At 60.9% G+C, this 15,975-nt stretch carries 14 protein-coding genes and 2 pseudogenes; 13 read left to right on the top strand and 3 right to left on the bottom strand.

Annotated elements, in window-relative coordinates; translation table 11 throughout:
• Positions 1-296: 296 nt before the first annotated feature.
• From AC3WTD_RS07260 to AC3WTD_RS07200, 13 genes and pseudogenes are all read left to right on the top strand, one after another.
• Positions 297-467, top strand: a pseudogene (locus tag AC3WTD_RS07260) (4Fe-4S dicluster domain-containing protein); the annotation flags it as partial.
• Between the two features lie 199 nt (positions 468-666).
• Positions 667-969: pseudogene (locus tag AC3WTD_RS07255) on the top strand (4Fe-4S dicluster domain-containing protein); the annotation flags it as partial.
• A 411-nt stretch (positions 970-1,380) separates the two neighbouring features.
• Positions 1,381-1,605, top strand: a complete 225-nt coding sequence (relB, locus tag AC3WTD_RS07250; protein WP_492613384.1) for a type II toxin-antitoxin system RelB family antitoxin — start codon at positions 1,381-1,383, stop codon at positions 1,603-1,605.
• Positions 1,589-1,858 carry a type II toxin-antitoxin system RelE family toxin gene (locus AC3WTD_RS07245; protein ID WP_492613383.1) on the top strand — a complete coding sequence of 90 codons (270 nt, stop codon included), beginning with the start codon at positions 1,589-1,591 and terminating at the stop codon, positions 1,856-1,858. Before relB ends, AC3WTD_RS07245 begins: the two co-directional genes overlap by 17 nt.
• 18 nt (positions 1,859-1,876) lie before the next feature.
• Positions 1,877-4,084, top strand: coding sequence for a glycosyltransferase (locus tag AC3WTD_RS07240; RefSeq protein ID WP_492613382.1), 2,208 nt, complete (start codon positions 1,877-1,879; stop codon positions 4,082-4,084).
• A 50-nt stretch (positions 4,085-4,134) separates the two neighbouring features.
• Positions 4,135-6,195: a glycoside hydrolase family 99-like domain-containing protein gene (locus tag AC3WTD_RS07235; protein WP_492613381.1), complete on the top strand. Its 2,061-nt coding sequence runs from the start codon at positions 4,135-4,137 to the stop codon at positions 6,193-6,195.
• A 111-nt stretch (positions 6,196-6,306) separates the two neighbouring features.
• A complete protein-coding gene (locus tag AC3WTD_RS07230) occupies positions 6,307-7,053 on the top strand; it encodes an electron transfer flavoprotein subunit beta/FixA family protein (protein WP_492613380.1) in 747 nt (248 codons plus the stop codon).
• A 145-nt stretch (positions 7,054-7,198) separates the two neighbouring features.
• A complete protein-coding gene (locus AC3WTD_RS07225; protein ID WP_492613379.1) occupies positions 7,199-8,143 on the top strand; it encodes an electron transfer flavoprotein subunit alpha/FixB family protein in 945 nt (314 codons plus the stop codon).
• 98 nt (positions 8,144-8,241) lie between these two features.
• A complete protein-coding gene (locus AC3WTD_RS07220) occupies positions 8,242-9,594 on the top strand; it encodes a phosphohexomutase domain-containing protein (RefSeq protein WP_492613378.1) in 1,353 nt (450 codons plus the stop codon).
• A gap of 133 nt (positions 9,595-9,727) precedes the next feature.
• Complete coding sequence (locus tag AC3WTD_RS07215; RefSeq protein ID WP_492613377.1) at positions 9,728-10,177, top strand: GtrA family protein; 450 nt, start codon at positions 9,728-9,730, stop codon at positions 10,175-10,177.
• Positions 10,161-11,153 carry a glycosyltransferase family 2 protein gene (locus tag AC3WTD_RS07210; RefSeq protein ID WP_492613376.1) on the top strand — a complete coding sequence of 331 codons (993 nt, stop codon included), beginning with the start codon at positions 10,161-10,163 and terminating at the stop codon, positions 11,151-11,153. Before AC3WTD_RS07215 ends, AC3WTD_RS07210 begins: the two co-directional genes overlap by 17 nt.
• Before the next feature lie 2 nt (positions 11,154-11,155).
• A complete protein-coding gene (locus tag AC3WTD_RS07205) occupies positions 11,156-12,016 on the top strand; it encodes a GNAT family N-acetyltransferase (RefSeq protein WP_492613375.1) in 861 nt (286 codons plus the stop codon).
• A complete protein-coding gene (locus AC3WTD_RS07200) occupies positions 12,006-12,797 on the top strand; it encodes a PIG-L deacetylase family protein (RefSeq protein ID WP_492613374.1) in 792 nt (263 codons plus the stop codon). Before AC3WTD_RS07205 ends, AC3WTD_RS07200 begins: the two co-directional genes overlap by 11 nt.
• Before the next feature lie 89 nt (positions 12,798-12,886).
• On the opposite strand, the gene AC3WTD_RS07195 is transcribed toward AC3WTD_RS07200, so the two are convergent.
• From AC3WTD_RS07195 to AC3WTD_RS07185, 3 genes are read right to left on the bottom strand one after another with little or no spacing between them, the layout of a single operon-like run.
• Positions 12,887-13,828, bottom strand: coding sequence for a GDP-L-fucose synthase family protein (locus AC3WTD_RS07195; protein ID WP_492613373.1), 942 nt, complete (start codon positions 13,826-13,828; stop codon positions 12,887-12,889).
• A gap of 19 nt (positions 13,829-13,847) precedes the next feature.
• Positions 13,848-14,930 (bottom strand): GDP-mannose 4,6-dehydratase, encoded by a 1,083-nt coding sequence (gene gmd, locus AC3WTD_RS07190; protein ID WP_492613372.1) that lies wholly within the window; start codon positions 14,928-14,930, stop codon positions 13,848-13,850.
• Positions 14,931-14,962: 32 nt separating this feature from the next.
• Positions 14,963-15,973, bottom strand: a complete 1,011-nt coding sequence (locus AC3WTD_RS07185; protein WP_492613371.1) for a GDP-mannose 4,6-dehydratase — start codon at positions 15,971-15,973, stop codon at positions 14,963-14,965.
• Positions 15,974-15,975: the final 2 nt, after the last annotated feature.

Here is a 15,975-nt window from a genome sequence, read left to right as displayed (position 1 = left end):
TCCCCGATGGACTCCTGTAAACGTCAAACTTCTACTGCCTCCCCGGCAGAGCCGGGGGGACTCCCTCGTTGGTCTAGGGAGTCCCCTTGCGGGTGAGAAGGTGGCTCGAAGAGCCGGATGAGGGTTCGGCGAAGCGACGCTTAACCCGCTTTCCCCTTCTCCCCTCGGGAGAAGGTGGCTCGAAGAGCCGGATGAGGGTTCGGGCGAAGCGAGACACCACAGATCCGTCGAAACTTGCATCCCGCGCCACACCCGAACCCTCACCCCAACCCCTCTCCCGACGGGAGAGGGGCCTCCTGCAACAGGGCATTTTCGCCGCCACCGAGCACGACGAGGACCAGCCGGTGCACCTGCACGTGGCCGACACCGACATCTGCGCCACCCGCTGCGCCGAGGAATACGACAACCCCTGTACCCGCTTCTGCCCGGCCAACGTCTATGAGATGGTGGCAGACAGCTCCGCCCCGCAATGACTCGAAGAGCCGGATGAGGGTTCGGGCGAAGCGGTGCTTAACCCGCTTTCCCCTTCTCCCCTTGGGAGAAGGTGGCTCGAAGAGCCGGATGAGGGTTCGGGCGAAGCGAGACACCACAGATCCGTCGAAACTTGCATCCCACGCCACACCCGAACCCTCACCCCAACCCCTCTCCCGACGGGAGAGGGGCCTCCTGCAACAGGGCATTTTCGCCGCCACCGAGCACGATGAGGACCAGCCGGTGCACCTGCACGTGGCCGACACCGACATCTGCGCCGCCCGCTGCGTCGAGGAATACGACAACCCCTGCACCCGCTTCTGCCCGGCCGCAGTCTACGAGATGGTGGAGGACGCCAGCATGCCGCACGGCAAGCGCCTGCAGGTCAACGCCGCCAACTGCGTGCACTGCAAGACCTGCGACATCAAGGACCCGTACGAAATCATCACCTGGGTCACGCCGGAGGGCGGCTCGGGGCCGAATTACCAGAACCTCTGAGCTTGCGGCTGTCCATTGACCCGCCCGATTGGCGACGACGCTTTTCCCTTCTCCCTCCGGGAGAAGGTGGCTCGAAGAGCCGGATGAGGGTTCGGGCGAAGCGAGACACCACAGATCCGTCGAAACTTGCATCCCGTGCCACACCCGAACCCTCACCCCAACCCCTCTCCCGACGGGAGAGGGGCCTCCTGCAACAGGGCATTGCGGTCAACCAGAGGTCATGGCACGCCGGCAACCTGCACTGGCGACTCAAGCGCCTCGGCTACCTGTGGCAGCGGACAAGGACTTCCCAGAGCCGGTTGCCGCCACCTTTCGAGGCCTTCCAGGCTCGCCAAACAGCGGAAAAACAGTTGCTGGCCGCAGCGAAAGCGTGAAGCTATACTTGTATAGCACTGCACCTGGAGAAACCCGATGCTCGCCATTCGACTACCTGAAGCTATCGAACTGCGCCTGGACGCACTGGCGAAAGCTACTGGCCGGACCAAGACCTACTATGTCCGCGAGGCCATCGTCGAGCACATCGACGATCTGGAGGACCTGTATCTTGCCGAACAGGAGTTGATCAAGGTCCGCGCAGGACGCAGTAAAACCACGTCACTGGCTGACGTCATGAAGCAGTATGACCTGGCGGATTGAGCTGTCATCCCTCGCCCAGAAAAACATTCACCAGTTCGATCCACAAACACGCCAGCGCATTCTGAAATTCCTGAGCACTCGCGTCGCGCCACTGGACGACCCGCGCAGCCTCGGCGAGGCGCTGAAAGGCTCCAAGCTTGGTGATTTCTGGAAATACCGAGTGGGTGATTACCGCATCATCGCGGACATCCAGGACGGCGTCTTGTGCATTCTGGCGGTTCGCGTCGGCAACCGCCGCGAGGTGTACCGATGAACCCGTTCCACCGGGTGAATGCGCACCGCCGCGCTCCACGAAATCCGTGAGGTCGAGGGCTCGCATGAAATCGCCTCCTGGGTCACGCCGGAAGCCGGCTCCGGGCCGAGTGACCAGAACCTCCGAGTGGCCGAGGGCAGTCCGCTGATCGGCAACCTGCACTGGCGAGTCAAGCGCCTGGGCTACCTGTGGCAGCGCACGCGCGCCAGCCTGGCGCTGCGCGGCTGGCGCGGCACGCTGGCGCGCGTGCGGCAGGAGTTCCAGTCGCGCCCCGAACTGGATGAGGCGCTGGCCCTGCTGCCGCTGGACGAACCGTTCGCGTCGTTCGCGCTGTCGGTCAGCGAGCAGCCGCTGGTATCGGTGGTGATCCCGGTCCACGGCGAACTCGCCCATACCCTCGCCTGCCTGCGTTCGCTGGCGAAGCACGGCACGCAGGTGCCGTTCGAGGTGATCGTGGTGGACGACGCCTCGCCGGACGCCAGCGCCGCCACGCTGGCCCAGGTCGGTGGCCTGCATCTGCTGCGCAACGCCGCCAACCTCGGCTTCATCGGCAGCTGCAACGCCGGCGCCGCCATGGCACGCGGCGAGTTCCTGCTGTTCCTCAACAATGACACCCAGGTCACGCCCGGCTGGCTGGATGCGCTGCTGCGCTGTTTCGCCGAGCGGGCCGACTGCGGCATCGCCGGCAGCCGGCTGGTCTATCCCGACGGGCGACTGCAGGAAGCGGGCGGCCTGGTGTTTGCCGACGGCAGCTGCTGGACCACCGGCCGCTTCGAGCCGCGCGACCTGCCGCTGTTCCGCTGCCGGCGCGAGGTCGACTACGTCTCCGGCGCCTCGCTGCTGATCCGCCGCGAAGTGTTCGGCCGCGTCGGCGGCTTCGACCCGCGCTACGCACCGGCCTATTACGAGGACGCCGACCTGGCGTTCGCGGTGCGCCGGCTAGGCCTGCGCGTGTACTACGAGCCGGCCAGCACGGTGATCCACTGCGAGGGGATCAGCGCCGGCACCGACCTCGACCGCGGCATGAAGCGCCACCAGCGGCCCAACCGGGCGAAGTTCGTCGGCAAATGGACGGCCGAACTCGCCGCCCAGCCGCCTGCCGGCACGCCGCTCGAGCGCGCGATCCGCTGGCGCCGGCGCGGCCGCGTGCTGGTGGTGGACGCGATGACGCCGGAACCCTCGCGCGACTCCGGCTCGCTGCGCCTGTGCGCGATCCTGCGCCTGCTCGACGAACAGGGCTGGAGCACCGCCTTCCTGCCCGACGACGGCCGCGCCAGCCCGGTGGAGATCGACGCGCTCGGCGCGCTGGGCTGCGAAGTGCTGTGCAAGCCGTGGGTGGCGGACCTGCCGCGCTGGCTGCGCGAGCACGGCAGCGAACTGCACGCGGTGATCCTGTGCCGGCATACCGTCGCCGGCCAATACGCCGGGCTGGTGCGCCGGCATGCGCCGCAGGCGAGACTGCTGTTCGACACGGTGGACCTGCACTTCCTGCGCGAACGGCGCGCCGCCGAACTCGGCGGCAGCGCCGTCATGGCCCGCCAGGCTGAAGCCGCCCGCCGCAGCGAGCTGGCCCTGATCGAACAGGCCGATGTCAGCTTCGTGGTCAGCCCGCACGAGCGGACCTTGCTGGCGCGTCTATTGCCGCAGGCGCGGGTGGAACTGCTGTCCAACATCCACCAGGTGCATGGCTGCCGGCAGCCGCAGGCGGGGCGGCGCGATCTGGTCTTCATCGGCGGCTACGGCCACCCGCCGAACAGCGACGCGGTCCGCTGGATCGCCGGCGAGATCCTGCCGCGGCTGCGCGAGGCGCTGCCCCACCTGCGCGTGCACGTACTCGGCGACATGCCGGACGCGGCGCGGCACGCGCTGGCCACGCCGGGCCTCGAATTCCACGGCCGCGTGGCCGAGCTGGCGCCGTGGCTGGACTGCTGCCTCGCCACGCTGGCGCCGCTGCGTTTCGGCGCCGGCGTGAAGGGCAAGATCAACATGTCGATGAGCCACGGCGTACCGGTGATCGCCACCACCCTCGCGGTGGAAGGCATGCAGCTCGCCGACGGCGTGAACGTGCTGGTGGCCGACGATGCGCCCGCCATCGTCGAGGCGGTGCTGCGGCTGCAGCGCGACGAAACGCTCTGGACACAGCTCTCCGCGCACGGCCTCGACAACGTGCAGCAGCATTTCTCTGCAGCAGCAGCCGCCGCCGTCCTGCATCGCGTGCTGGATTGACCACGCAGGCGCCAGCGCCGATGCTTCGCCATCGCCATCGATAGACCACCATGTCCACCCGCGACTTCGCCAAACGCTGTCTGTTCACCGTGCTGCGCACCGGCTTCCGGCTGACCCCGATGCCGGGCGCCACGCGTGACCGGCTGCGCCAGCGCTTTCTTGACCGGCACGCTTACCTGTTGCCGCGCGGGCCGCGCGGTCAGTCGGCCGAGATGCCGCAGGCCGAACATCGGCCACGCCGCCAGGCCGCAGGGCGCGCGATCGGTTTCGTCCCCCGGCGCCGCGGCACGTTGCCGACGCCGCTGCCCGCCACCGTGGTGGCGTTCTACCTGCCGCAGTTCCACCCGATCCCCGAAAACGATGCCTGGTGGGGCGAGGGCTTCACCGAGTGGCACAACGTGGCGCGCGCGCTGCCGCAGTTCGAAGGTCACGCGCAGCCCCGCCTGCCCGGCGAGCTGGGCTTCTACGACCTGCGCCTGGCGGACACGATGCGCCGGCAGATGCAGCTGGCGCGCGAGTACGGCGTCGGCGCGTTCTGCAGCTACTTCTACTGGTTCGCCGGCAAGACCCTGCTGGAAACGCCGCTGCAGCAATGGCTGGCCGATCCCACGCTGGACCTGCCGCTGTGCCTGTGCTGGGCCAACGAAAACTGGTCGCGACGCTGGGACGGCCGCGCCGACGACATCCTGATCGGCCAGCAGCACAGCGCCGACGACGACCTCGCCTTCATCGAGCACGTCGCGCGCTATCTGGCCGACCCGCGCTACCTGCGCGTCGACGGCAAGCCGCTGCTGCTGGTCTACCGCCCGGGCCTGCTGCCGGACCCGAAGGCAACCGCACAACGTTGGCGCAAATGGTGTCGCGCCAACGGCATCGGCGAGATCCATCTGGCTTACGTGCAGAGTTTTGACCGGGTCGACCCGCGCACGATCGGCTTCGACGCCGCCGTGGAGTTCCCGCCGAACAACACCACGCCCGCGCCGATCACCGCGCGGCAGCACCTGCTCAACCCCGACTACCGCGGCGACGTGCACGACTGGCGCGAGCTGGCGCGGCAATCGATGTCCCAGCCTGAGCCCGCCTATCCGCGCTACCCCGGCGTCAACCCCGGCTGGGACAATGAACCGCGGCGCAGCGGTGGCGGCCGCGTGTTCGCGCATGCCTCGCCACGCGGCTACCGCGACTGGCTGCGCCACGCCGTCGGTGTCGCGCAGCGGCGCTTTCCGGCGCTACCGCTGGTGTTCGTCAACGCCTGGAACGAATGGGCCGAAGGCGCCGTGCTGGAACCGGACAGCCGGCTCGGCCATGCCTGGCTGGAGGCGACCCGCGCCGCACTGCAGCCGGCGCCAGCCGCCGATGCGCGGCCATGCGCGGTGATCCATATCTGGTATCCCGAGCTACTGGACGAACTGGCGGCAGCCCTGCGCGCCAGCGGCATCGACTGGCGCATCGTCATCACCACCGCTCACGAGCGCGAACAGGCCGTACGCGAACAGGTGGCGCAGCTCGACCTCGACGCCGAAATCGAGGTATTCGAGAACCGCGGCCGCGACATCCTGCCGTTCCTGCACCTGGCCAACCGCCTGCTCGACGAAGGCGTCACCACCGTGCTCAAGCTGCATGGCAAGCGCTCCACCCATCGGCAGGACGGCGAAACCTGGCGCCGCGAACTGCTCGACAAGCTGCTCGCGCCCGAACGCGCCGCGCGCATCGCCGTCGCCTTCCGCGACGACGCCACGCTGGGCCTAGTGTACGCTGAGGGCCACCTGCAATTGCTTGGCCACTATTGGGGTGCCAATCGTGCCAACGTCGAGTATCTGACTTGTCGCCTCGGCATTCCCTCCCCCCAAGATTGGGACGAAGGCTTCATCGCCGGCAGCATGCTGTGGCTGCGCCCGGCCGCGTTGCGCCCGCTGCTGGATGCCCACCTCGGCGTAGAGGAATTCGAACCCGAGGCCGGCCAGCTCGACGGCACCCTGGCCCACGCCGTCGAGCGCGTGCTCACCCTCGCCGCCAGCGCCGGCGGTTTCCGCACCACCGACGCGGCCGCCCTGCTCGGCCTGGCCGAAACCCGGTCCCAGCCTTATCCCTACGCGCAGCGCAGCGGCTGAATACCGCGACGCCACGCCGCGGCGGCGCCCGGTTCGTACGAATGTTTGAGGCCGGGTAGAATGAACGTTCCGCGCCCCGGCAGGGGCGGCTACCGAGTCAAGGAATCGTTGATGAAAATTCTGGTCGGCTACAAACGCGTCGTGGACTACAACGTGCGCATCCAGGTCAAGCCCGACGGTAGTGGTGTGGTCACCGACGGCGTCAAGCTGTCCGCCAACCCGTTCGACGACATCGCACTGGAAGAGGCGCTGCGCCTGCGCGAGAAGGGCGTAGCCACCGAGGTGGTGGTGGTGGGCATCGGTCCGGCCGACCTCACCGCGCACCTGCGCAACGGCCTCGCGATGGGCGCGAACCGCGCCATCCACGTGGTCAGTGCCGACGCCGTGCAGCCGCTGACCGCCGCCCGCGTGTTCCTCAAACTGGTCGAGAAAGAACAGCCCGGCCTGGTGATCCTGGGCAAGCAGGCGATCGACGACGACGCCAACCAGACCGGCCAGATGCTGGCCGCGCTGTGGGATCGCCCGCAGGCCACCTTCGCCAGCAAGGTCGACATCGCCGACGGCAAGGCCACCGTAACGCGCGAGGTCGACGCCGGCCTGGAAGTGATCGAGGCCGAGCTGCCGGCGGTGATCACCACCGACCTGCGCCTCAACGAGCCACGCTTCATCAAGCTGCCCGACATCATGAAGGCGAAGTCCAAGCCGATCGACACGATCGAGTTCGGCTCACTCGGCGTCGAGACGCACGACCACCTGAAGACCACGCACTACGCCGCACCAGCCAAGCGCAGCAAGGGCGTGATGGTGAAGGACGCCGCCGAGCTGGTCGCCGCGCTGAAGCAGAAGGGGCTGCTGTAACCACGTCATTCATTCCCTCTCCCTTCGGGAGAGGGTGGCCGCAGGCCGGGTGAGGGTACGGGCGAAGCGAAGTACTGACGCACCGCCGGACCCTCACCCCAACCCCTCTCCCGCAGGGAGAGGGGCTCAAGAGAGAGATCACACCATGAGCAAGATCCTGGTCATCGCCGAACACCTCGGCGGCAAACTCAACTCCTCCACCGCGCGCGCCGTGAGCGCCGCCCTCGCGGTGAAAGGCGAAGCGATCGACGTGCTGGTACTGGCCGACAGCGTCGACGCGATCGCCGCCGAGGCCGCAAAAATCGATGGCGTGAGCCGCGTGCTCACCATCGCCCAGCCCGAGAACGCGCATGCGCTGGCCGCCGTGCTGGCGCCGCAAATCGCCAAGGCGGCCGCCGCCGGCTACAGCCACGTGTTCGTGCCCTCCACCACCTTCGGCAAGGACGTCGCCCCGCGCGTGGCCGCGCTGCTCGGCGTAGCTCAGGTCAGCGACGTGATGAGCGTGGAAGCCGCACACACCTTCAAGCGCCCGATCTACGCCGGCAACGCGATCATCACGGTCGATGCCGACGCCGGCCACACCGTCGTAGCCACGATCCGCTCGGCCTCGTGGCCGGCTGCAGCCGCCGGCGCCAACAGCGCGCCGGTCGAAGCGCTGGCCATCGACGCCGCGCTGCCCACGCACACCCGCTTCGTCGAACTGAAGCAGGGCGCCAGCGACCGCCCCGACCTGCAGAGCGCCAGCAAGGTCGTCTCCGGCGGCCGCGGCGTGGGGTCGAAGGAAAACTTCGACATCATCTTCAAGTTCGCCGACAAGATCGGCGCCGCTGTCGGCGCCTCACGTGCCGCGGTGGATGCCGGCTACGTACCCAGCGACCTGCAAGTCGGCCAGACCGGCAAGATCATCGCCCCCGAGCTGTACATGGCCATCGGCATCTCCGGCGCCATCCAGCACCTCACCGGCATCAAGGACGCCGGCACCATCGTGGCGATCAACAAGGACACCGAGGCGCCGATCTTTGAGATCGCCGACCTCGGCCTGGCAGGGGATCTGTTCAAGATTATCCCGGAGTTAGAGCAGGCGCTTTGAGAATATTCACTAATCAGCCGAAATCAGTTACGTAGCCTTCTTACGAACTGACTCGATTCGTTGTAATTCGACTTTCCAATAGTGATCAGGAATCCTGCGTGACTCAGTTCCCCTGTTTCAAAGCATACGACATACGCGGCCGGGTTCCTGAAGAACTCGATGAAGCATTGGCCCGTCAGATCGGCCAGGCGATGTCGCACGTTTTGGAGCCCGGCCCGGTTGTGCTGGGCCGAGACGTGAGATTGAGTAGTCCAGGACTTCAAGCTGCGCTAGCCGACGGCTTCCGTGGCGCGGGTCGCGAAGTGATCGATATTGGCCTTGGCGGCACCGAAGAGGTTTACTTCCAGACTGCACATCTCGGTGCAGCCGGTGGTGTCATGGTCACGGCCAGCCACAATCCTATGGACTACAACGGCATGAAACTGGTTCGGGAAGGTTCGCGCCCGATCAGCGGTGACACTGGGTTGTTAGCGATACGCGATTTTATCGCTATGAACAGCCATGGCCCGATTCCCCCGCCCAGCGCAGGATTCCGCGTGGCGCGGGATAAGTCTGCCTATATTACCCATCTGTTGGGGTACGTCGATCTGGCACGACTGAAGCCATTGAAGATCGTCGTCAATGCCGGCAATGGCGGCGCCGGCTTGGTGGTGGATCAGTTGGCTCCTCATCTGCCTATCCAGTTCATCCGCATCCAGCACGAACCGGATGGCAACTTCCCGAACGGGATTCCCAACCCGCTGCTGCCCGAGTGTCGCGCAGCCACCGCTGAGGCGGTGCGCGCGCACAGAGCGGACTTCGGCGTAGCTTGGGATGGTGACTTCGACCGTTGCTTTTTCTTCGATGCTGATGGCAGATTCATCGAGGGCTACTATCTGGTAGGCCTGTTGGCCAAGGCTTTGTTGACAAGAGCACCCGGCGGAAAGGTCATTCACGACCCGCGCCTGATCTGGAATACGATGGAGATGGTGCGTGAAGCCGGCGGCATCCCAGTAATGAGCAAGACGGGCCACGCTTTTATCAAGGAGCGTATGCGCTCCGAAAACGCCATCTATGGTGGCGAAATGAGTGCTCATCATTATTTTCGTGATTTCGCCTACTGCGATTCGGGCATGATCCCTTGGCTGCTGATTGCTGACCTGATTTCGACCACTACATTGTCGCTCGCTGAAATGGTTGAGGATCGGATGCAGGCATTTCCGTGCAGCGGCGAGATCAATTTCAAGGTTTCGGATGCCAAGGCCGCAATCGACCGAGTGTTGACTCATTACGCCAGCGAAGAACCTGTCTTAGACTACACCGATGGTGTAAGTGCAGACTTTGGCGATTGGCGCTTCAATCTGCGCAGCTCGAATACGGAGCCGCTTTTGCGGTTGAATGTTGAGTCGAGGGGGGACTTCACATTGATGGAAAGCCGTTCAAGCGAAATCGCCAAACTCTTGACGGCATAAAAAGGGGGGCATCTGCGGCGATTATTCGGTAACTTGATCTGTATGGCTCCCATCTCTTGGGTGACAGATGTGAATCATCGTCGCTCTCAAATTCCATTCACCGAAGCGACTGCAACATACAGGAAAATATCTGATGTCCAAATGGCTGCCATTAGGCAGGCAAATTTTGAGTTATGGCATCGTCGGTATTGGCCAGATCGGTGTCGATTGGCTCGCTTTTGTTTGCCTCAGTAAACTTGGTATCACCCTCGGCCTTGCTAACGTCACGGGGCGCATCTGTGGGGCGTTAGCGGGCTTTTGGCTCAATGGACGATGGACGTTCTCGGGAAACTCATCGAAGCTCGGCCTCCGACACCTTCTGCGTTTTACCACTTCATGGTCGATCATGACCATTATAAGTACGGCGGTCGTGCTCTTGGTCGGCCATAGCCATGGTCTGAAATGGACTTGGATCGTCAAGCCTTTTGCTGATACCGCGCTGGCTGCCATGGGCTTTGTCATTTCAAAATATTGGATTTATCACCATCCACTGCAAATGGAGCCCAAGGGGCAGCAAGCGAGGCGCCATGATTCAACAACTTAAAATCGCCGTCGTCATTCCGACGTATAAAGTCCGCTCCTTTATCCTAGATGTCATCGCCTCGATAGGCCCCGAGGTCGAGCGCATCTTTGTAGTCGACGACACCTGCCCCGACGGTAGCGGTCGCCATGTGCTTGATCACTGCATTGATCCGCGCGTGCAGGTTCTGTTCCATGAACAGAACCAAGGAGTGGGCGGCGCCGTCATGACCGGGTACGCGGCGGCCATCGAGGCAGGCATGGACATCTTCGTCAAAATTGACGGCGACGGCCAGATGGATCCCTCTCTTATCGAGTCGTTCGTCACGCCGATCGCGCTTGGCTACGCCGACTACACCAAGGGCAATCGGTTCTATGACCTCGAGAACATTAGCCGCATGCCTAAAATGCGCATTTTTGGGAACGCGGTTCTGTCGTTCATGGCGAAGCTCTCGACCGGCTATTGGGATCTATTCGACCCCACCAACGGTTACACGGCGATCCACAGAGAGGCGGCGAAATCCCTTCCTCTACAGCGAATCAGCAAACGGTACTTTTTCGAAACCGATATGCTTTTCCGCCTCGGCACGGTGCGCGCCAAAGTCATGGATATGCCCATGGACGCAATCTATGGGGACGAAGTGAGCAACCTGAAGATATCCAATATCCTAGGGGAATTTCTGCGCAAGCACTTTATCAACATGAACAAGCGGATCTTCTACAACTACTTCCTTCGTGGGATGTCGATAGCGTCTTTTGAGCTACTGTTTGGCACAATCATTCTAGTCTTCGGAACATTGTTCGGTATCTATCACTGGAGTTATTCCGTGCGCCACGATATCTCCACGCCCATCGGCACTATCATGATCTCGGCGCTGTCAGTGTTGTCCGGCTTGCAGTTGCTGCTTGCCTTCCTCAGCTTCGACTTCGCCAACATGCCACGCCAAGCCTTGCACCTGACACGCCGAGCCAACCATCCACAAAGGCAAAGGGAGGTTTGAGGATGTTCGAATTCCGCCAAATACAGACTGCACCTCACTACCTGGACGCCTACGCGGCTTTGTTTCGCGCCTGCTTCCCTAGCGCTTACCACTTGAATGCCTCGTATCTCACTTGGCTGTACGCCAATAATCCCGATGGTGAAGTCGTCGGATTTGATGCGTATCACGGTGAGCGCCTAGCAGCCCATTACGCCTGCATTCCAGTTCGCTTAGACATCTACGGAAAGGGCTGCACTGGCCTATTGTCTCTGAATACCGCCACGCACCCGGACTACCAAGGAAAGGGGCTATTCACACAGTTAGCGACGCTCGCCTATGAGCGTGGCGCCGAGCTTGGTCACCAGGCTGTCTATGGCATCGCCAACGCCAACAGCACGCCGGGTTTCACCAAGAAGTTGGGATTTTCCTTAGTCAGCCCTCTTGAGGCCCGCATTGGCATCGGCCCTGCGGCGTCCATCGACTGGGACCAAGCGGTGCGAAATGCCCAGTTTCGCCGTATTTGGGACGCAGAGCGTATCAAATGGCGCTGCCGAAACCCTGCCAATCCGGTCACTGTTACCTCAGCGTCACACAATTTCATTGAGGTGAGAGCCGTAACCGACAAACCGATGATCTCTGCCTGGGCCAACATCTACGGGACATTCGATGGTCTCAGCGTTTCATCAGGCCGCGGGTTCCGACCTGGCACGCTGTTCCTTGGGTTGCTTCCCGATGGCGCGCACCGCTTCCGCTTCTCTATAGATGTCCCGCAGAAATTGCGCCAGTCGCCACTGAACTTCATCTACAAACCCTTGCGGCAAGCACCGGAAACACTGGACCGATCGAACATCGTCTGTAGCTTCATCGACTTCGATGCCTACTGAGCCAAACGCACCGTCGGCGCTATTCGTTCTTGCTCATCCCGACGATGAATTTTTTTGCCTGCCAGTCATCCGGCGCGAAGTTGCTCTTCATCGCAAGGTTGTTTGCGTTTATCTGACAGACGGCGCCTATGGTGGGCAATCCGTGCAGACGCGCGTGAAGGAATCCACTGCTGTGCTGACTAAGCTTGGTGTGTTACTGAGCGACATCCACTTTGTAGGCGCACAGGAGGAGATCCCGGACGGAAAACTCTATCTTCACCTTGAACTGGCTCACGAATGTCTGCGTCGCATCGCTGCAAATCGAGTCCTGAAGGGGATCTATTGTCCTGCCTGGGAAGGCGGTCATCAGGACCACGATGCTTGTTACGCGCTATGCGTATCAATGGCCGAAACATGCGGCGCTCCGATCCCGCTGCAGTTTTCGCTGTACAACGCCTATCGCGCGCCCTTCCTGTTCAATGTCATGCGCGAACTGGAACAGAATGGTGCCATCGAATCAATATGCGTTTCCTGGAAAGAAGCCATCCATAACCTCCTTACAGCCGCGGCGTATCCATCTCAATGGAAAACATGGATAGCCCTATTTCCCTTTGCCGCCGTTCGCATCTTGATCAGCCGGCGTTACGCTTTGCAGAAAGCATCCGCTTCTAGGCTAGCTGAAAGGCCGCATGAGGGGATGCTTCTGTATGAAAAAAGAGATCTTGTCGACTTCAGTGAAATAGAAAGATCACTGACGGAATTCTTGAGGGCCTCCCGCTCGCCCCCAACTGAGTCAGACTAGTTGTCGCCCCGATAGAATCCACACTGGAGCACAGTAACTCACAATCTGATGGCTCGATACGGACAAGCATTCAATCCGCAAAATGGAATTCACAATTTAGTGCCAATATAATCCTCATATGCCATTTGAATTCCTTTTCGCAAGCTCGTGTGTGCCCGCCAGCCAAGAACTTGAAGACGGTCAACCGAGAGCAATTTTTGAGGCGTCCCATCTGGCTTGCTGGAGTCAAACTCAATATCACCTTCAAAACCCACTACATCCATAATCGTCTCAGCCAATTCGCGGATCGTGACATCCGTACCCACGCCGACGTTAAATAGTCCATCGCGGACGTTACTCTCCATCAGGAATACACAGGCATCAGCCATATCATCAACGTACATAAACTCACGTCTCGGCCTGCCACTCCCCCATACAATTAGACGCTTATCACCACGCTGCTTTGCCTCATGCGCCTTTCGTATCAACGCCGGCAGTACATGGCTATTGTTAAGATCGTAATGATCATTCGGACCATATAGATTGGTAGGCATTGCTGACACATATGCAGTACCGTACTGACGATTATAACTTTCGCACAGTTTTACACCAGCGATCTTGGCAATTGCGTAGGGCTCGTTTGTCTGCTCCAGTGGGCCTGTGAGCAGAAACTCTTCCTTAATCGGCTGCGGACAATCGCGAGGATAGATACAACTCGACCCAAGGAAAAGCATACGCCCCACACCTGCGGCGTAAGCGGCTTGCACGATATTCGCCTGCGTCATGAGGTTCTGATAGATGAAATCGGCGCGATATGTGTTATTTGCTAGTATTCCGCCAACCTTCGCCGCAGCCAGAAAGATGTAGTCAGGCTTTTCTCGCTGCATGAATTTCAGAACTGCACCCTGATCGATCAAATCGAGTTCGGTATGTGTCCGCATTACCAAGTTTCTATAGCCGGCTGATTGCAGCCGGCGCATGATGGCAGAACCCACCATGCCGCGATGTCCAGCGATATAAATTTTGGAGTCTTTGGTGATGGCAAAAGGCATGGGCTACTCTTGACTATGCTTATTCGTGGCGATTAAATGCGATGTAACCGTGGCTTTTGACCAATTCGTCGCGTTCGGCAGCCTTCAGGTCCTCCCGCACCATCTCGGAGACCAACTCTTGGAACGTAATCTTCGGCGACCAGCCAAGCTTTTGCTTGGCCTTACTGGCATCACCGAGCAAGGTTTCCACCTCTGCCGGACGGAAATAACGCTTATCGACCGCAACAATGCACTTGCCGTCGGCGCTGTAACCTTTCTCTTCAACGCCGCTACCTTCCCAGCGAATCTTAATACCTAGCTCAGTTGCAGCCGAATTGACAAAATCACGTACGCTGAACTGCACGCCGGTTGCAATAACGAAGTCCTCCGCAGCTTCCTGCTGCAACATCAACCATTGCATCTCAACATAGTCCTTGGCATGCCCCCAGTCGCGTAGCGAATCGAGATTGCCAAGATACAAGCAGTCTTGCAGACCTAGCTTGATCCGCGCCAACGCACGGGTGATCTTGCGGGTGACAAACGTCTCGCCACGGATCGGTGACTCGTGATTGAAAAGAATGCCATTACAGGCGTACATGCCATACGATTCACGGTAGTTGACTGTGATCCAGTAAGCGTAGAGCTTGGCGACCGCGTAGGGGCTACGCGGATAGAACGGCGTGGTTTCCTTCTGCGGAACTTCTTGCACCAAACCGTACAGCTCTGAGGTGGATGCCTGATAGAAGCGAGTCTTCTTCTCCAGGCCTAGCGTGCGAATTGCCTCAAGTACGCGTAACGCGCCAAGCGCGTCTGAGTTAGCGGTATATTCTGGCTCTTCAAATGACACCTTGACGTGACTTTGCGCGGCGAGGTTGTAAATCTCGTCCGGCTGCACTTCCTGGATGATGCGGATCAGGCTGCTTGAGTCGGTCATGTCTCCGTAATGCAAGACAAGGTTACGATTGCTGACGTGTGGATCCTGGTATAGATGATCGATACGATCGGTGTTGAACAGGGAACTACGGCGCTTAATCCCGTGGACGATATACCCCTTTTTCAAAAGGAACTCGGCCAAGTAGGCTCCATCCTGCCCAGTAACGCCGGTGATTAGTGCTGTTTTCATTTGTATTCCTAGCAATATCTGATTGAACGAAATTAGCTCGGTAACTGCAGGTTCTTGACCTGTGCAACTACCATCTTTTGCACCATGTCCTCGAAACTGACTGTAGGTTCCCAGCCGAGTTCACGTTGAGCTTTGGCCGGATCCGCGAGTGTCCGCCCAGATTCGAGCGGCCTCACCAACCCGGGATCACTGACTACGCTGTCACGCCAATCCAACCCGACTGAACGGTAGGCGACTTCGCAGAGGTCCCGTAAGCTGTGCAACTTGCCGGTGCCAATGACGAAATCGCTCGCTTTCTCCTGTTGCAACATCAACCACATGGCATGGATGAAATCACCGGCATAGCCCCAGTCGCGGGCAATATCAAGATTGCCCAAGGCTAACCGCCCGTGTTCGACAATTGGTCGCCCCATCTCATTAGTAGCAGGCGAATTGACGATACCTAACGCTGCACATGCCGCGCCGTAAGCTACCTTCTGCGTCAGAAAATGCAGCGGGCGCCGCTCACTTTCATGATTGAACAGAACGCCGCTGGCGATGAACAGGCCATAGCTCTCTCGGTAAATCCGGGCCATCTGGTGTGCATAGACCTTCGCTGCCGCGTAAGGATTGACCGGGTTGAATGGCGTTTCTTCGTTTTGCGGAGCGACCAGCGTTTGACCATACATTTCCGACGATGAGGCGTGGTACACCTTGCATCCGGGCCGATGATGGCGCACCGCCTCAAACAATCGCACAGCACCCAATCCATTGACCAGAAGCGTCTCGGGAGCACGGGCCCAAGATTCCCCTGGACGTGACTGTGATGCCAGATTGTAAATCTCATCGGGCTGGGCGTCGTGCACGGCAGCCGCTATATCGACGCCCTCCGACATGTCACCAAACGCAACTTCTATACGCCCATCAAGATAACTCGCGTTGTTGCTTCTGAACCAACTCTCTCGCCTGACGAGACCAATGACCTGATACCCCTTCTGAAGCAGGAACTCAGCCAGAAGTGACCCATCTTGACCTGTAATGCCTGTAATCAAAGCACGCTTCATCG

The organism is Rhodanobacter sp. FW106-PBR-R2A-1-15, from assembly GCF_058789735.1.
This window is presented reverse-complemented; position numbering and strand designations above follow the sequence as displayed.